This is a genomic window from Salibacter halophilus (genome assembly GCF_008806325.1).
Lineage (GTDB): Bacteria > Bacteroidota > Bacteroidia > Flavobacteriales_G > Salibacteraceae > Salibacter > Salibacter halophilus.
Genome location: NZ_WACR01000012.1, coordinates 85,327 through 103,892 on the forward strand (window position 1 = coordinate 85,327; position 18,566 = coordinate 103,892).

General features: G+C 39.5%; 16 protein-coding genes. 8 read left to right on the forward strand and 8 right to left on the reverse strand.

The window, feature by feature from the left end; all coding sequences use genetic code 11:
• The 6 genes from porM to topA form a co-directional block, all read right to left on the reverse strand.
• Positions 1 to 1,695 (reverse strand): type IX secretion system motor protein PorM/GldM, encoded by a 1,695-nt coding sequence (gene porM / locus F3059_RS12745; RefSeq protein ID WP_151169876.1) that lies wholly within the window; start codon positions 1,693 to 1,695, stop codon positions 1 to 3.
• Between the two features lie 89 nt (positions 1,696 to 1,784).
• Positions 1,785 to 2,618, reverse strand: a complete 834-nt coding sequence (porL, locus tag F3059_RS12750) for a type IX secretion system motor protein PorL/GldL (protein ID WP_151169878.1) — start codon at positions 2,616 to 2,618, stop codon at positions 1,785 to 1,787.
• A gap of 42 nt (positions 2,619 to 2,660) precedes the next feature.
• A complete protein-coding gene (gene porK / locus F3059_RS12755; RefSeq protein ID WP_151169880.1) occupies positions 2,661 to 3,974 on the reverse strand; it encodes a T9SS ring complex lipoprotein PorK/GldK in 1,314 nt (437 codons plus the stop codon).
• Positions 3,975 to 4,065: 91 nt separating this feature from the next.
• On the reverse strand, positions 4,066 to 5,052 hold the full coding sequence (locus F3059_RS12760) for a PorP/SprF family type IX secretion system membrane protein (protein ID WP_151169882.1): 987 nt from the start codon (positions 5,050 to 5,052) through the stop codon (positions 4,066 to 4,068).
• Between the two features lie 132 nt (positions 5,053 to 5,184).
• Positions 5,185 to 6,354 carry a formimidoylglutamase gene (locus F3059_RS12765; protein ID WP_151169884.1) on the reverse strand — a complete coding sequence of 390 codons (1,170 nt, stop codon included), beginning with the start codon at positions 6,352 to 6,354 and terminating at the stop codon, positions 5,185 to 5,187.
• Positions 6,355 to 6,356: 2 nt separating this feature from the next.
• On the reverse strand, positions 6,357 to 8,702 hold the full coding sequence (gene topA, locus F3059_RS12770) for a type I DNA topoisomerase (RefSeq protein ID WP_151169886.1): 2,346 nt from the start codon (positions 8,700 to 8,702) through the stop codon (positions 6,357 to 6,359).
• Positions 8,703 to 8,924: 222 nt separating this feature from the next.
• Between topA and miaB the strand changes: the two genes are divergently transcribed.
• The 7 genes from miaB (at position 8,925) to groL (ending at position 15,666) form a co-directional block, all read left to right on the forward strand.
• Positions 8,925 to 10,385 carry a tRNA (N6-isopentenyl adenosine(37)-C2)-methylthiotransferase MiaB gene (miaB, locus tag F3059_RS12775; RefSeq protein ID WP_151169888.1) on the forward strand — a complete coding sequence of 487 codons (1,461 nt, stop codon included), beginning with the start codon at positions 8,925 to 8,927 and terminating at the stop codon, positions 10,383 to 10,385.
• Between the two features lie 2 nt (positions 10,386 to 10,387).
• Positions 10,388 to 11,638: a sigma-54 interaction domain-containing protein gene (locus F3059_RS12780; RefSeq protein ID WP_151169890.1), complete on the forward strand. Its 1,251-nt coding sequence runs from the start codon at positions 10,388 to 10,390 to the stop codon at positions 11,636 to 11,638.
• Between the two features lies 1 nt (position 11,639).
• Positions 11,640 to 12,143, forward strand: coding sequence for an LptE family protein (locus F3059_RS12785; RefSeq protein WP_151169892.1), 504 nt, complete (start codon positions 11,640 to 11,642; stop codon positions 12,141 to 12,143).
• The gene (locus F3059_RS12790; RefSeq protein ID WP_151169894.1) at positions 12,143 to 13,093 is read left to right on the forward strand and encodes a tetratricopeptide repeat protein; all 951 of its coding nucleotides are present in this window, start codon (positions 12,143 to 12,145) and stop codon (positions 13,091 to 13,093) included. Before F3059_RS12785 ends, F3059_RS12790 begins: the two co-directional genes overlap by 1 nt.
• Before the next feature lie 6 nt (positions 13,094 to 13,099).
• Positions 13,100 to 13,522 (forward strand): preprotein translocase subunit SecG, encoded by a 423-nt coding sequence (gene secG / locus F3059_RS13855; RefSeq protein WP_151169896.1) that lies wholly within the window; start codon positions 13,100 to 13,102, stop codon positions 13,520 to 13,522.
• Between the two features lie 181 nt (positions 13,523 to 13,703).
• Positions 13,704 to 13,982, forward strand: coding sequence for a co-chaperone GroES (locus F3059_RS12800; protein WP_151169898.1), 279 nt, complete (start codon positions 13,704 to 13,706; stop codon positions 13,980 to 13,982).
• 37 nt (positions 13,983 to 14,019) lie between these two features.
• A complete protein-coding gene (gene groL / locus F3059_RS12805; protein WP_151169900.1) occupies positions 14,020 to 15,666 on the forward strand; it encodes a chaperonin GroEL in 1,647 nt (548 codons plus the stop codon).
• A gap of 89 nt (positions 15,667 to 15,755) precedes the next feature.
• Here the strand turns inward: groL and F3059_RS12810 are convergent, their stop codons facing one another.
• Positions 15,756 to 16,751, reverse strand: a complete 996-nt coding sequence (locus F3059_RS12810; protein WP_170265176.1) for an aminopeptidase — start codon at positions 16,749 to 16,751, stop codon at positions 15,756 to 15,758.
• Positions 16,752 to 16,828: 77 nt separating this feature from the next.
• A complete protein-coding gene (locus tag F3059_RS12815; protein WP_151169904.1) occupies positions 16,829 to 17,278 on the reverse strand; it encodes a GatB/YqeY domain-containing protein in 450 nt (149 codons plus the stop codon).
• A gap of 157 nt (positions 17,279 to 17,435) precedes the next feature.
• Between F3059_RS12815 and F3059_RS12820 the strand changes: the two genes are divergently transcribed.
• Positions 17,436 to 18,566: LamG domain-containing protein (locus F3059_RS12820; RefSeq protein ID WP_223274619.1), on the forward strand; the 1,131-nt coding region annotated here is incomplete at its 3' end.

Sequence of the window (18,566 nt, forward strand, 5' to 3'; positions counted from 1 at the left end):
CTATTTAACGTCAATAATGATATTACCTATATTTTTTCTTTGACCATCTGGACCAACTGCCCAAATATTTTCAAAGGTAACACGGTCTCCACGACCTAAGCCATCTAATAAAGCTCTTTGTGCAGGTGTGATACTAGCACTGTTAGACTCTTTAGAAACATATCGTCCTGCTTTAAGAGTACTAACTGTAAATTCAACAACGTTGTATTTCACACCTTCAAAGTCAAAATCTTTAAGAACAGCATTTACTTTATTTCCTACTTTGAGCGCTCCTCCAGGTAGTGATCCTTTACCTGTTTGTCCTGCAAAGTAAGGCTCAGGTTTAGGTATGTTCTTAACTCTAAATGTAAACGGTTGTCCCATTGATTTAGTACCTCCGTCTTCAGTTTGAACTTGTACAGTTACTTTAACTTCCTGCCCATTCCCTGGTTTAACTTCATACTGTCCAGGTCCAACTTGTTTCATCTGAGCATTAGAAGCGCTTGCTTTAATCTTTTGAGCACTAAACCCAGCAACAGACACATCAATTGGATTCCAAAGACCTCGATAAACAACATTCATCTTAACAGGAGATACAACTGTTGATGGCTTTGCTGCAATGAATTTATGCTTGAATGGATAAGGAACGTATTGATCAGTTCCTGGTTTTCTAATTTTAATAAATCCGCCCCATTCAACTTCTCCTGCAGTAGTTGGTTTGTAAGCATATTGTGCCACACCATTTTCAACAGTTACTCTTGATGTGTCTAATGGGTCTAAAATTTTCCAATCCTCAGGATTAGCACTTGAAGTGTCTATTGATTGTCCAACTTCTAATTTTGGATTATCAGTAGTACTGTAAGCTGCAACAATTACATCAGCTTTAAATGAGTCACCTAATGTTACATAATTTGAATTAGGAATTACCTTTACAGCAAGTGTATCGAACTTGAAATCCTCAGCGCTAATTTCACTGAAGAGAAGCTTCAAGGCATCACTTTCTATTTTTTTAGCTTCTGCCTGATAACGACTCAAGTTTGTGATAACCGCAGAAATTGGAACATGATAAAAGTTAGCAGATTCCCATTCCTGAACTTCATCACGAGCAACACGAACTGGATTAAACTCAAATCCCATGTCCCAGTTAGCTTGATGTTTATCTGGAATAGCTGATTTAATGTTAGAGTTAAACTCTTGCATCTTACTTCTCAACTCTAAAGCTGTGAAAGGACCTTCTTTTGGGTTAGCTGGTTCAGATCCAATCATAATAGAGGTTACAGCATCATAGCTATCTTTAGCTTCTACATAACGAAGACTCCAAACTGAATCTTTAGGTATTTCATCAGCCGTTCTAGATTCAACATAATTCTGCTTTGCAGTCTCGTTATCTTCTGCTCCTGTTTCTGTTTGTGCAATTAAAACCTGTTTAAGATCTCTAAGGTAATTATCTAAATCATCAGAAGCTGATACAACTTTTTCAGCTTTTTTCAACCATGGCCCAACCTTTTCAGGGTTTATAGAAGCTTGTTTTTGGAACTCAGCCATGGTGCCGGCATTTTGCTCAGCAAGGGCTTCATTTGTTTGTTCCATAGCATCGTTAATCACGACAAAAGAAAGAAGCACTTCTTTCGAAACGTTCATCGCGAGGAGCGCCATGAGCACGAGATACATCATCCCGATCATCTTCTGCCTGGGTGTCTCTTTTCCTCCAGCCATTTGTTTCCTTTATTTATTATGAAAGAGAGACAACCTAGTGTCTCTCTTTTATAAGATTCAACAATTAATAATTTAAATCAAGATTCTATTTAGCTCTGTGGCTTCTGGAAATTCATAGCAGATAACATATTTCCATATACTGTATTGAGCGATTCTAAGTTATTAGACAGCTCAGAAATGTTATCCTTATATCTTCTCGTATCTTCAACAGAATTATTGAGATTAGTAATGAGTTCCTGAATGTTTTCAAACATTTGATTAGAAACCTCAGCTTGATCTTGAGAGTTTTTCAATTGTAACTCATATACATTATTCAGTGCTGATAGATTATCAGTTACCTTTTTGAGATTTTCAGCATAAGTAGCTCCATCTTCATTAGAAACAGATAACCCTGTTAATGATTCAGCAGCATGGTGATAAGATTCTGATAATTCTCCTACTCTGTTTGAAGCATCTTTAACATTATCTACAAAATCGTTTGTAGCTCCAGCAACATCCCCCAAGTTATTCATATTCTTAGCTGTGTCTGCCAGGTTATTCATGCCTTTACCCAAACTTTCAATTAGGTCAGGTCCTATCTTGGCCTGCTCCAACATGAGATCGAGTTCCTGAGTTGAGGAAACTCCACCTCCGCCACCGCCACCGCGGCCGCCTTGAGCTGGCTCACCATCATAATCTTCAGCTAATTCTGGATAAACTTTTGACCAATCTGGTTCTTCATGTAGGGGTTCAAATGCGGAAAATGTAAAAATAAGGGCTTCTGTTCCAAGTCCAAGGATAAGCATAAGACTAGAACCGGGGTAGTGTTGTAATTTAAAGAGTGCACCAATAATCACGATGGCACCACCAATACCGTATAACTTCGCCATGAAGTTTTTCCAGCTTTTACTTCCCGGTTTAAAACCTGTTATTTCCTTGCTCATAATTAATCGATTTAGAGTTCAGTTTAACTGCGTTAATAAAAATTATAATCTATCGCCTTTAGCCCTACCGAGGTAGGTCATTACGTTTCTAAAACCTATGTAACTTTTTGCTGTATCTTGATATTCGTAAGCTCTTGTCCCATTTTGGATGTAGTAACCAACATCTTTCCATGATCCACCACGAATAACTTTTCTTTTAAATACAGGTAAATCATTTTCATCAGCCTGATATTGATAATCCATATTGAGATCATGGGAGAAACTATAAGCTGACTCGTCATATGCATTCTTTGTCCATTCTGATACGTTACCAGCCATACAATACAGGCCGTAATCATTAGGGGAGTAAGAGTTGGCTGCAACAGTATGGAATCCACCATCATCTACATAATTACCTCTCAACGGTTTAAAGTTAGCAAGGAAACAACCTTTATCATTCCTTATGTAAGGCGAGCCCCATGGGTATGAAGAAAGATCTAATCCTCCGCGTGCTGCGTACTCCCATTCAGATTCAGAAGGCAATCTAAAATCCTGAACCATTGGAACCCCTGCTCTTCTCAAGAAAGAGTTGAATAATTGAGTTCTCCATTGAGAGAATGCTGTAGCTTGTTTCCAATTAACACCTACAACAGGATAATCATCGTATGCAGGATGCCAGAAATAAGTATTCGTCATTGGCTCATTAAATGAGTAAGAGAAATCAGCTACCCAACATAAAGTATCTGGGTACACTTCTACCCTATCTCTTTCAATAAAGCTGGTACGATCTAATCCTTCTGGTTCACCATACTGGTGACGAGGACGACCTTTGTTAGCAGCTTTTCTATAATTCATCCATGTATATTCATAGATCAACCTTCTCGTATCAATTTGTTTAATACCGTGAATACGTTCTGCTCGAGGGTAAAACAATGGCGCTAGTGCATCCTGAACATCTTCTTCAGGACTGTTCCATGGAATTTCTGCATCCCAATTCAATTTGGGCTCATCGAGCTCTCTACCGTACTGATCTTCCATAATGAAGTATTGTTCTTCATCAACATCTGCTAGAAGAGTCAAAGCCATCGAATCTCTAACCCAATGTACAAATTGACGGTATTCGTTATTTGTGATTTCTGTATCATCCATGTAAAATGCCTGAACAGAAACTGTTTTAGCTTTAGAAACATGAGCATAAGGTACATCTTGGTCGTTCCCGCCCATTGTAAAGCTTCCCATTGGTATGTAAACTGTTCCATACGGATCAATATCATACCATGCCGGTCTGTTTTGCACACCAATTAGCTGGCCCGTCTCACGAGGACCACAACTGGCTACAAAAGCACCTATTATTAAGAAAAACAACAATCGTTTCATGCTGGTGTGTTTTATATCGGTGACACAAATATAATCTTACAATTAAATTGTGCCAGATTTAACGCCTTGTTTATTCAATTATTATGAAATATTACAGGAATCTAACTGTTCTGTGACGCTCAAATTTTGGTTTAGAAATGATGTTCATGCAGTAATTGATCATTAACTCATGAGATCCAGAGCTATGTTTTCTCAACTGAGAAGTAGTTACATCATAAGAATATCCAACTTTCAACATCCCGCCTGTTAAACCAGTTCCGGGCATTTGGTAATTCACCCCTAAGATTGGACCAATCGCATCTTGTAATCTGTAATTGATACCTCCCCAAAAACGTTCTTGGTATTCGATCAGCCCGGCAATATCAAATGTTGTTGAAACGCCATCAGACTTAATGAATACATTAGGCTTAATTTGCCAATCCGGACTAATTATTTGAGTCTGGTATCCAGCCATTACATAAATATGACGAGCCATACCGTATTCAAGATTAGCAGGAATACTTGCGGCATTTTCATCCTCATCCTGTAAAACAGCTCCATTGAGGTGTGTAACACTAACACCTACGTAAGCTTTTTTAGGAATCTTGTAATACAAGCCAAAATCCATATCAAATGACAAATCAGATGCACCATTATCAGGAATAGACGGGTCTACCTGAAAATCATCAACTGCATCCCAGTCATTATTAATGGTTTTATTTATTAATCCAAGGCCAATTCCACCACTTAACATACCCGGACCAATAGCCCTTCTGTAAGCGTAAGAAACCTTAAAGCCAAAAGTTGACTCTTGACCGAGTTTATCAGACAAAACACTAAAGCCAACTCCATGAGACTGATTCAACCATGGATCAGTGAATGGCATATGAGCCGTAAACAAATACGACTCAGGACGACCTTCAAAGCCAACCCACTGTTGACGCCCAATAAGTGTTGCGCAAATTCCGTCATTACTTCCTGCTACTGCAGGGTTCGGATAGAATCTGTTAAAATAATTCTGCGTGAATTGGGGGTCTTGCTGCCCAAAAACAGTAGTCACGCTCATTACAGCAATGCTCCAAAGTAAAATTTTCTTCATAGAGTAATACGCTTTATTAAAGCAATTGTCCAAATAGTGATCGCTAAAATAGTCAAAAGATTTTATTAACAAAAATTTTTAACATCAATCGTGTGATAACTTAAACAGATTGAATTGTCATATAAACGCAAGCTACAAGAACTTTTGGTAAGTCTTTAGCCACAAATCAGGAACTTCATTTTTACAGGCCTCCTGATAATCCTCATAACTGCAGGGCACCAATTGATGTCTTTTAAAACGGTTAGCTTTTGGAGAAGGGAATGGCACATTCATCCACCATCTATCTGTCTTAACACTTTTCAAAAAAACCAGGTCTTCATCAAAACCATCTATGTGCACTCTATATTTAAGGTAGTTTTTAGAATTCATCAAAGGTAAATCTCCTTTTCTTGAGTTTACACCATCAATAAAATACCAAATCATTTGAGCTAATACATGTGCTGATATACCCTGACGGTCAAATTCGGGATCATACTCATAAAAACCAATTGAAGTAACCTTTTCACTGATACCAGCATATCTCGCCACCTGGCAGCATTCATCATTGGTGAGTCCATTTGGACCTGCTAGTTCATTCCCCGGAGAATCGCTTCCTTTAATAGAACTCATATCAAAACTGACAATATCAGAGTTTCTAACAAGTGGCTCAACCAATTTCATATCCCGCCTGCATAAACCAAGTCTGAGTTCATCAAAATGGAGTTTATCTATAAGGTCTTTAACATCCTCATCGACAAAGTAACTCTGATTACCAATATTAGTGTAGTGAAACAAGTAATTAGGTTGATGCAGTAAAATTTTACTGAGGAAGTTTTCATTGTTGATTTCCTCTTCCTGAGAAACGCCCATATCGAATTTCCTGTCGATAGTCGTTAAATTCACAACTTGTTCCAAATTCTCATAAGCCAAGTAATTCGCATATGTCAAATCCTGCGTTCCGCCAATAATTACAGGAATGCAGTTGCGTTTCACAAGATAAGCGACTACCGAACTAACAGCATAGTAAGTGTCAGATACAGTTTCGCCACCCAGGATATTCCCCAAATCAATTATAGGTAAGTTAAATCCTGTATCCTTTTTGAGTTTATAGAGATAGCTTCTCACATAATTGGCTCCGTGTTCTGACCCTTTATTTGATAATGCATTTCGTGATTCTCCAACCCCAAACAAAACAATTTGAACGCCTTCAGTAATAGATGGCAGTTCACCGTCACCGTGCTTTTCGATAATGGAGCCGAGGTCGCCCTTCTCATTTTTCATGAGCTGAGCATCTACCTCATTGAAGTAAAATGCAATATCCATCGTTATTTCCCCTTAGCTTTAGTACTCTTTTTGGTCTTTGACTTAGTCGACTTCTTTTTGCCCTTTCCTGATTTACCTCCCTTTTCAATGATCTCCATGCACTGCTCTAGAGTCAACTCTTCAGGTTCTACATCTTTAGGAATTCTAAAATTCTTCTTCTTGTATTTAATGTATGGGCCATATCTACCGTTCAGAACCTGCAAGTCCGGCTCTGACTCGAAAGTCTTGATTTTATTCTTTTCAGCCTGCTCGCGTTTTTCTTTGATCAACTCAATTGCCCTGTCTAAGTTGACCTCCATCGGGTCGTCTTCTTTTAAGCTGACGAACTGATTTTGGTGCCTAACATAAGGACCGTATCTACCAACATTAGCCGACACTTTTTCTCCTTCAAACTCACCTAACTCTCTCGGAAGTTTGAAAAGTTCCAGGGCTTCCTCAAGAGAAATCTGCTGGATACTCTGGTTCTTTCTCAAAGAAGCGAACTTCGGTTTCTCTTCAGATTCCGTTTCACCCAACTGAACCATGGGGCCGTAACGGCCTATTTTGGCATAAACAGGCTTTCCTGTTTTTGGGTCGTCTCCTAGGTGTCGTTCACCTTTAGCGCGTTCTGAATGTTCGAGCGTATCTTCAACATTTGAATGGAATGGACCGTAAAAATTATCGATCATTTTATTCCACTCTAGCTGACCCTGAGCAATATCATCAAATTCTTTTTCCACCTCAGCAGTGAAATTGTAATCGAGAATTTTGGTAAAGTTATCGATCAAAAAGTCATTTACAACAACACCAATATCAGTTGGGAAAAGTTTTTTGCGCTCTGCACCGGTTGTCTCTTTTTTCTCCTCCTCTTTGACATTACTGTCCTTTAAAGTTAGATGACGATATTTTCTCTCGTAACCATCACGATCTTCTTTCACGACATAGCCGCGTTTCTGAATTGTACTGATTGTTGGCGCATATGTGGAAGGTCTCCCAATACCCAACTCCTCGAGTTTTTTCACAAGGCTAGCCTCAGTATATCTTGGTGGATGATGCGTGAACCTTTCAATTGCATCAATTTTCTGAAGCTCTAACTCCTGCCCTTCTTTTAGTGGTGGTAAAAGTCCTTGCGTATTTTTCTTATCCTCTTCGTGCTCATCATCAGTCGACTCAACATACACCTTGAGGAAACCGTCAAATTTCACTACTTCACCTTTAGCTGTGAAAACTTCATCCCGGTTCTGAACAGGAATCGTAACTGTAGTGCGTTCGAGTTTAGCATCAGCCATTTGAGTGGCGATCGTTCTTTTCCAAATTAAATCGTAAAGTCGCTGCTGTGCTGAATCATCACCAGCTTCGTTAACACCTAAATTTGTTGGACGAATAGCTTCGTGAGCTTCCTGAGCACCTTTCGACTTTGTTGCGTAATTCCTGCTTTTGTGATAGTCAGATCCGAACTTATCACTGATGACAGCCTTACTCTGCTTGATTGCAGTATCACTCAAATTAGTAGAATCGGTACGCATGTAAGTGATTTTACCTGATTCGTAAAGCCTTTGAGCGACCGACATAGTTTGAGCAACAGAAAAACCGAGTTTTCTGGAAGCTTCCTGCTGTAACGTTGATGTAGTAAATGGAGCAGCCGGAGTTCTTTTACCCGGCTTTTTCTCCAGCTTATCAATTGAAAAGTTACTATCAGAGCATTCGTTTAAGAATGACTTTGCCTCTTCTGCTGTTTTGAATTTTTTATTCAGCTCAGCTTTCAATGTTGTACCATCAACATCAAAATAAGCTGATACCTTGAATGAGTTTTGAGGAGTAAAGTTTTCTATTTCACGTTCGCGCTCAACAATGAGTCTCACAGTAACACTTTGCACCCTTCCGGCACTCAGTTTTGGCTGCACTTTTCGCCAAAGAACCGGAGACAACTCAAAACCTACTAGTCTATCTAAAACTCTTCTTGCCTGCTGAGCATTTACCAGGTCATCGTTTATATCACGCGGATTTTCAATTGCTTTTGTTATTGCCGGTTTTGTAATTTCATTGAATACAATCCTCTTGGTTTTCTCCGGCTTTAGTCCAAGCACATTGTATAAGTGCCAAGAAATAGCTTCTCCCTCGCGGTCCTCATCCGTTGCTAACCAAACCATCTCTGATTTTTTCGCAAGCTTCTTGAGTTCAGTGATCAGTTTCTTTTTATCTGATAAAATCTCGTAATTTGGTGTAAATGCATTATCAACATCTACTGAGAGTCCTTTTTTGGCTAAATCCCGAACATGTCCGTAACTCGACTTCACGACAAAATCCTTACCCAAAAACCCCTCAATCGTTTTAGCCTTTGCAGGCGACTCCACTATAACTAAGTTCATATTTTACTCGACATTTTAATCTCTAACAGGCATATTAATACCTTGTTGAATGCTTACAAAGAAAAGCAAACATTTTTTCTCTTTGCAATAGCCGCAACTAACATAAAGCTAAAAAATAAGGGATTGACCTTAGATTTTAACAATTCATTCGCAACTGTCATTTTGACACCAACACGCAAATCGTTATTTTTGCGGGCTTAGAATTGCTAAAACTGATAAGGCATGATAGAAGGATTGCACGAAGGAAATAAAACTATTGATGAAAGCAAACAAGGTGAAGCAACTTTATTAGATTCCACTAAGGGAGGAAATAAAAAACTTTATCTTGAAAGCTATGGTTGTCAAATGAACTTTTCAGATAGCGAAGTAGTCGCTTCAATACTTTCAAAAGAGGGCTACGAAACGGTTAGCCAAAGTAGTGAAGCTGATGTTGTGCTACTCAATACATGTTCTATCAGAGATAACGCTGAGCAACGTGTTCGCACTCGCCTCAAGCAATTCAAAAACGCAAAAAAGGAGCGACCAAACCTCGTTGTTGGAGTTTTAGGATGCATGGCAGAACGCCTCAAGAAAAAATTGCTCGATCAGGAAAAACTCGTTGATCTGGTAGCCGGGCCTGATGCCTATCGCGATCTTCCGGGTCTGATCAGTGAAGTTGAAGGCGGCCAAAAAGCAGTAAACGTACTTCTTTCAAGAGAGGAAACTTATGCTGATATTTCTCCTGTTCGTCTCGATAAAAACGGAGTAACAGCTTTTATCTCTATAATGCGTGGCTGTGACAACATGTGTTCTTTTTGTGTAGTTCCTTTCACTCGTGGCCGTGAGAGAAGTCGCGATCCTCAATCTATCGTACAAGAAGCTAAAGAACTTCACGATAACGGATACAGAGAAGTGACACTTTTAGGACAAAATGTTGACAGTTACCGCTGGAATATGTCCAGCAAAGGCAGAATCAAGGACGAATCTAAGCCTACGGTGAACTTTGCCGAACTCCTTGAAATGGTCGCTCAGGTTGCCCCTGATTTGAGAATCCGATTCTCAACTTCTCACCCTAAAGACATGACTGATGATGTACTTCACGCAATGGCGAAGTATGATAATATTTGCAAGTATATTCACCTCCCTGTACAGAGCGGAAATACAGAAATGCTCAAAAAAATGAACCGCGGTTACTCGAGAGAGTGGTACTTGAACAGAATTGAAGCTATTCACCGCATCATTCCAGATTGTGCAATTTCTACTGATATTATCACAGGCTTTTGTGGCGAAACTGATGAGCAACACAATGATACTATTAGCCTCATGAAAGAGGTGAAATACGACTTCGCTTACATGTTCAGATATTCAGAACGCCCGAGAACTGTAGCCGAACGAAAATTTGAAGATGACGTCCCAGATGAAATCAAAAAAGCGAGGTTACAAGAAGTTATCCAACTACAACAACAACACTCTGCCGAGAGCAACAAACGCCAACTCGGCAAAACGTTTGAGGTTCTGATCGAAGGTGTTTCAAAAAAATCTGATGCTGATTTGTGTGGTCGAAATACACACAACACCATGATCGTGTTCCCAAAAGGTGATCACAAAAAAGGGCAGTACGTAAAAGTGAAAGTAAACGATTGCACTAGCGCAACGCTACTCGGTGAAGTTGTGGAAGAAGAAAAAGTACTAACAACAGCCTAAAAATGAATTTACAACCCATTAAGCAACGTTTTAGCATCATCGGGAATAACGATGGCTTAAACCGTGCTTTGGAAACAGCTGTACGCGTTGCTTCAACTGATTTATCAATTTTGGTAACGGGTGAAAGTGGCGTTGGTAAAGAAGCTATTCCGCAAATTATTCACAGTCAGAGCCCGAGGAAGCACAATTCCTACATCGCGGTAAACTGTGGAGCCATTCCATCAGGCACGATGGACTCTGAACTTTTTGGGCACGTAAAAGGATCTTTCACCGGAGCCGGTACTGAACGAAAAGGATATTTTGAAGAAGCTAATGGCGGTACAATCTTCCTCGATGAAGTAGCTGAAATGCCCCTTGAAACTCAGGTTAAACTCTTGCGTGTTTTAGAGGCAGGAGAATTCTTGAAAGTGGGCTCGTCAAAAGTTCAAAAAACGGATGTGAGAATCGTTGCGGCAACGAATGTGGATATTTCAAAAGCAATTGATGAAGGCAAGTTTAGAGAAGACCTTTATTACAGGTTAAATACTGTCCCCATTCACTTACCAGCACTGCGTAAAAGAAAAGAGGACATCCATCTTCTCTTTAGAAAATTTGCAGCTGATTTCTCTGAGAAATACAGAACGCCTCTCATCCGTCTTACAGATGAAGCTCGTGAAATGCTCGAACGCTATTACTGGCACGGAAACATCCGCCAGCTCAAGAATATCACGGAGCAGCTCAACGTATTAGAAGAGGAACGAAATATCGATGCTCAAACCCTGCTCAAGTACCTCCCGGATTTATCGAAATCCAACCTACCTGCTACGAGGCAAAGTGCTTCCGGATCAGACAGTGACTTAAACGAAAGAGAAATTCTCTACAAAATACTTTTCGATCTCAGGAATGAGATGAACGATCTCAAAAAACTGGTTGGTGATCTATTAAAAGACGGCAGCATCTCTGATGAGGATACACAAATCATCAAAGAGCTTTACACTGAGGCAGAGACTGATCCGGCTAAAGATCCGGAATATCAAGCATTGCAACTTCCGGCCAATACGAGTGAAGGATACGCTGCACAAGCCGAGTTCCAGGACTCAAATTTCCACCAGCACCAGGAAGTTGAAGAGTCATTAAATCTCGAAGATCAAGAAAGAATATTGATCAAGAAAGCACTTGAGAAGCACAATGGTAAACGCAAGTATGCAGCTGAAGAATTAGGTGTATCTGAACGCACACTCTACAGAAAAATTAAAGAGTACGAATTGAGTTAATATGAAACGTTTTTTTACAGCCATAATGCTTCTTTGCATCCCTGTTTTGCTGCAAAACTGCAAAGTGAATTATTCGTTTACAGGCATTAGCACTGATGCAGAAACGGTGAGCATTCAATATTTCCCAAGTGTAGCTCCATTAGCTCCACCAACTTACAGCCAGGCTTTTACAGAAAGTTTAAAAGATATTTTTCTCCAGCAAACGAATATTGCATTAGTTGAGAACAATGGTGAGCTCCAGTTTGAAGGTGAAATTGTGGGCTACAACAATGCACCGGTTGCTGTTCAGGGAAATGAGCAGGCAGCACTCAACAGATTGACGATAACTGTAAATGTACGTTTCACAAATACACTCAATGAAGAAGACAATTTTGAAAAACGGTTTAGTAAATTTGAGGATTACGAAAGTACTGCATCTTTAAAGCAAGTTGAGGATCAACTAATAGAGGATATCAACAGGCAGCTTACTCAAGATATCTTGCAGAACGCTATTGGAAATTGGTAATGAACAGTCAAAAAATCACACAATTACTGAGGAATATTGATGTTCTCAACGAAGTATCGGTTGAGGAGCTCAATCAGCTAGTTGGTGATTTTCCTTACATGACTTTACCACATTTACTTCTTGCCAAAAAACTACATGACAACAATGACTTGCACGCTGGCCAGCAAATAAAAAAAACCGCTATCCTCATTCCCAATCGCAAAAGATTGTACGAATTGCTTTACAGGGAAACGGTCAGAACCACTATAGCCAGCACTGTTGAGAAACCGCAACCCGAGCCAGCAAAAGCTCAAAAAGAAGAAACCGCTACAGATGAAGAAGTAGCTTTTCAAAAGCCACTTCAGTTTCATTCATTGAAAGGTGAAACCACAGTTATACCTGATGAAAAGAAAGAAAACTCAGATGAAGTAAATCCGCAAAAAGAGGAACAACTCGATGAGCTGGAAAGTGAGGTTCTCAAGCACGCGATGGAAAGTGCTTATGCCTTCACATCTGACGAAATCCCTGAGAAAAACGAAACTGTAGAAGAGACTGAAAAGCCCGAGGAAACATCCGGCTCTGACCGTGAGGAGAAAAAGCTTTCTCCAAATGAAAGGCAGGCATTTTCAAAATGGCTCCAGATCTTAGATAAAGAACGACTCGAAAAAGTCCGCGAGAAAGAAAAAAAAGAACAAAAGCAAGAGCAAAAAAAGCTGATCGACAAATTCATAAAAGAAGAGCCACAAATTTCAAAAGTCGACAAAGATGAAGACTTTTCACCAGAGGGCATTTCCCGCATGAATGTCATTGATAACAATGACTTTGTAACAGAGACATTAGCCAAAATATACATCCAGCAAGGTAATATTGAAAAGGCAAAAAATATCTACAACAAACTCATGTTGAAATATCCCGAAAAAAAGGCTTACTTTGCCGGCCAACTTAAAAAGATCGATAATCAAGACAAATAAATAATTATGGCAACTTTTTTCACCGTACTTATCGCAGTTGTTTGCCTTTTACTCATCTTAGTTGTTCTCGTTCAGAACCCTAAAGGTGGTGGTTTGGCATCAGGATTTTCAGGAGCTAACCAAATTGGTGGTGTTAAGCGCACAACCGACTTCCTCGAAAAATCTACATGGACACTTGTAATCGTGTTGATGTTGCTCAGTATAGCATCTTCTTCTTTCATGAAAAAAGAACAGGTTGCTACAGGAAATCAAAACCAGGGCGGAGAACTTGAAGAATTGATGGAATCTCAACCAACTCAAACTCCCCAACAACCCGGTCAACCGCAACAACAACAGCCTCAGCAGCAACAGCAACAACAAGCTCCTGCAGAAAATGGCGGTGGTGAAGATTTGCCAATCTTCGATGACGAAGAAGAAGATCAGGAATAATTTGACATTACACATTATAGTTTCACTCTATAAAAAATGTCAGCATGACAGCATGCTGACATTTTTTTTTGCCCAAAATTCTCCATGCGCTGACAAAATGTATCTGCTACACTATTGGCACATTTTATGACAATGCCACAACTGAAAATTTAAAAACAATAAATTTTAAAATTCTTATAAAATGGCAGGATTAAAAATAAAACCTTTAGCAGATCGCGTGGTAGTAGAACCAGCACCTGCAGAAGAGAAAACAGCTAGCGGAATTATCATTCCTGACACAGCAAAAGAAAAGCCTCAAAGAGGCAATGTTGTAGCTGTAGGAGCCGGTAAAAAAGATGAACCGATGACGGTAAAAGAAGGAGACACTGTTCTTTACGGTAAATTCTCCGGTACCGAAATTTCTATTGAAGGTAAAGACTATTTGATCATGCGCGAATCAGACATATTCGCAATTGTTTAATCATTCAATTTTTGAATAAAACTAAATCTGAATAAAAATGGCTAAAGATATTTTATACGACATTGACGCAAGAGATCAGCTTAGAGCTGGTGTTGATGCATTGGCGAATGCAGTAAAGGTTACATTAGGACCAAAAGGTCGTAATGTAGTTATCGACAAAAAATTTGGAGCACCACAAGTAACTAAAGATGGTGTTACAGTAGCAAAAGAAGTTGAGCTGAAAGAGCCGTTCCAAAACATGGGCGCTCAAATGGTAAAAGAAGTTGCTTCTAAAACTGCTGATGTTGCCGGAGACGGTACAACAACCGCTACAGTTTTAGCACAATCAATGATCACTACAGGTCTTAAGAACGTAGCTTCAGGTGCTAACCCAATGGACCTAAAGCGCGGGATTGACAAAGCTGTAGCTGAAGTTGTAAAACACCTAACTGGAATTTCTAAGAAAGTTGGTGATGACAACTCTAAAATTGAACAAATCGCGTCTATATCAGCGAACAACGACAACACAATCGGAAGCCTTATCGCTAAAGCGATGAAAAAAGTTGGTAAAGATGGTGTAATCAGTGTTGAAGAAGCGAAAGGAACTGAGACTGAAGTAAAAACAGTTGAAGGTATGCAATTTGATCGCGGATACCTCTCGCCTTATTTCGTGACTGATTCTGAAAAAATGATCGCTGATCTTGAGAATCCTTACATCCTCATCTTCGACAAGAAGATTTCTACAATGAAGGATATGGTTCCGATCCTTGAGAAAACTGCTCAAAGTGGAAAACCATTATTGATCATTGCTGAGGACATTGAAGGGGAAGCACTTGCTACTCTCGTAGTGAATAAACTCCGTGGATCACTTAAAATCGCAGCTGTTAAAGCTCCAGGATTTGGTGACCGCAGAAAAGCAATGCTCGAAGATATCGCAATTTTAACTGGTGGAAATGTAATCAGTGAAGATCAGGGTCGTAAATTAGAAGATACAACTATTGAAGACCTCGGTACTTGCGAAAAAATCCAAATCGATAAAGACAACACGACTATCGTAAATGGTAACGGAGCAAAAGACAATATCGATGCTCGCGTCAACCAAATAAAAGCGCAAATCGAATCAACTACATCTGATTACGATAAAGAAAAACTTCAGGAACGCCTTGCAAAATTAGCTGGTGGAGTTGCTGTTCTTTACATCGGTGCAGCTACTGAAGTTGAAATGAAAGAGAAGAAAGACCGTGTTGACGATGCGCTCGCAGCAACTCGTGCAGCGGTTGAAGAAGGAATCGTACCGGGTGGTGGTATTGCGCTAATCCGTGGAATTAAAGCAATCGAATCACTTGAAGGTGAAAACGAAGACGAAACAACTGGTATCGCAATCGTTCGCAGATCACTTGAAGAGCCGCTTCGCCAAATCGTACACAACGCAGGTGGTGAAGGCGCTGTAATCGTTCAAAAAGTCCTTGAAGGAAAAGATGATTTCGGATATAACGCTCGCACTGAGAAGTATGAAAATCTTCTCAAAGCTGGTGTTATTGATCCCACAAAAGTGACGCGCGTAGCACTTGAAAACGCAGGTTCAATTGCTGGTATGTTACTCACAACTGAGTGCGTAATGGCTGATGAACCAGAAGATGACAACGATGCTGCAGGTGGCGGAATGCCAGGCGGCATGGGTGGCGGAATGCCAGGAATGATGTAATCAACCCATTTAGTTAAACATAAAAATCCCGGCTTCTTTTGAAGTCGGGATTTTTTATTTGGTAATGGTCAGATCCGGAAATTTTGCTGTCACATATCTCTGAAATGATCGATGTAGCGAACGAGGTCTCCCCCATAGTTTTGATCAAGATCTGACTGTAAACTGTCCTGGGCAGAATTATACGTGAGATAAGTTGAAAAGAAGGCATTGTTTACTCGGTCAGAGTTAAAATAAGCCGGATTTAGGTCTTTTTCTTTTAATTCGAGCTTGAGCAAACCGTCAAGAATTGACTGAATTTTCTGCTTTTTTAAATTTCTTTTTTTCAATCCAGAAAGATCAGAATCAAAATTCTGATAAAGCGAATCCAGATCTTTCGCAGACTGATTGAGGTATAGTCTTAGGGTTACTTCATCATCCAGGTTCTGACCGTAACGCTTTAAAAGATCTTTTTCACCTTTTGAGATCAACAATTTCATAGCTCCCTGTCTACCGATGAACGTTGCCAGATTCTCGTTGAAATCGCCCTGTGAGGGAAGGTAAATGGTTGAATGTGTGAGCTCGTGAATGATCAACTCGGCTAACTCGGCAGAGTCTCGCTGTAACATTCCGCTCAAAATGGGATCTGAAAACCACCCGAGAGTACTCCAGGCATCAACACTTCCAATTCTTGTATCAAACCCCAATGTATCGAGGTTTCGCTTCTCTCTTACAGCGAGTTTTTTCTTGAAATGTCCTTTGTATGGTAAACTCCCAAGAAAGGGATACTTCCAGCGATGTGGCTGAAGTGAAAACTGTGGTGTGGCAGTCACTACCCATAGAATGGGATCATCACCATGATCATAAAAAGTAGTGTAATTATCAGTCTTATCGAGTTTTAAAGAATCGTAAGCGAATTGCTTCACCTCATTGATCCACTTTATTTTATCGCGATAATTATTTGGCAGTTCGTCTTTCTTAAGAACCTCTTCAAGCGGCTCAGCTTTGCGCAAGATTTTCAATTGTCCTACGCCTTGTCTAATTCCATAACCGATGAGATCGAGGAAAGCCAATCCAGATAAAAGTAAGATGACTATTGCATTAGACATGAATAACCGCATTTCCTGAAATAAAAAAGGGATGAATAAATTCACCCCTAAATTATCATTTTTACAAAGACAGAAAGTTATTTATTGAGTTCTTCTTTAACAAGTGAAGATATCAATTTACCATCTGCTTTTCCTTTTAGTTTTCCAACGAGAGGTCCCATTACTTTCCCCATATCAGAAGGACCAGAAGCTCCGGTTTGCTCAATTGCTTTTTGTACTTCAGCTCTCACATCATCTTCACTCATTTGCTCTGGCATGTACTCCTCGATAATAGCTGCCTGAAGTTCTTCATCTTTTGCGAGATCATCGCGCCCCTGCTCTTTGTAAAGCTCAGCACTATCTTTTCTTTGCTTTAAAAGCTTTTGTAGCATTCCCAACTCTTTTTCTTCGTTGAGTTCAGATCCGGCTTTTTCTGATTCTGCATTCAGAATGGCAGACTTAATCGAGCGGAGAGCTTCCAACTTCTCACGCTCCTTCGCTTTCATAGCATTTTTAATGTCGTTGTTTATCTTGTCTTTTAAAGTCATTGTTCAATGTTTTGTGCAAAGATAAATATCTGTAAAATAAGAAGAGACAGGCTACTTTAAACTAATTTTTATTAATTTGTCATAAAGTATTGAATTCAATCCTATAATGCCCTATTTAAAAAAACTAGTTTTTTTAACTATTCTGATATCGTTTTACATGTCAGGAAATACTCAAACGCTTCCTCCAAACGTGCCATCTAACGGGCTAATTGCTTGGTACCCTTTTAATGGTAATGCAAATGATGAGAGTACTTTCAATAATGATGGAAATCTATTTGGCGGAGTATCTTTGACTACAGACCGTTTTGGAAATCAAAATAGCGCTTACGATTTTGACGGAGTAGATGATTTTATAGAGATTCCAGCTCCTAACGAGTTAGTATTTGGAAATAGCGACAACTTTTCGATTAATCTTTGGTTTAAACCTGTTGAATTTGATCCTAATACTAAAGAACACCTCTTTAAAAAATATGGATGCCCTTACGGTGCAGGTCAAGATATCATAACATTAGATTTTTATGATACAATAAGAGTGAAATTAAGACAAGATGGTATTTCAACTGGTAATATTACAGGAAGTCAGGTCTCTCCTTGTTACGACTGGCAAATGATAACAATGGTTAAAGATGCTATTGCTGACTCTCTTCATTATTATCTCAACGGTCAATTATTCAATTCAATATCTATACCTAATTCCTCGAACTCATCAAGTGTCCCATATTATTTCGGGATGTCAAGATGGTGTACTAATCCACCAAACAACCTTGTTCCGATTTTTCATTACGAAGGAAAAATAGATGACACTGGGGTTTGGGATAGAAAACTAACAAGCTCTGAAATTCAAAATTTATTCGATATAAGTTTTTCAAATATTAGCTTTTTCGGGCTCGATTCAAATAACCTGTGTCTTGGTGATATCCTTACTGGATATTCTGCTGACACCAACAATGTTTTTTCTAAAACGTGGGTTGTCAACACGCCTGATACTTCTTTTACTCAAAACAACGACACCTTTCAGATCCAAATTCAATCAGGAGGCTACTACGAATTCAAACTCTACCGCAACTCTACGATTTGCCCCGATTCTGTTACGTATTCCTTTACACTGGATTCATTTCCTGATATTTCTATTGTTCCTCCTGTTTCTAACAGTTGTGGCGATTCACTTTATGTGATTGGAGCTGATTCCGGTTTTACTTACTTATGGAACACTTCTTCTACCGATTCTTTCACGCTCGTTAACGATACCGGACTCTACACTGTTCAGGTAACTTCGCCTGCTAATTGT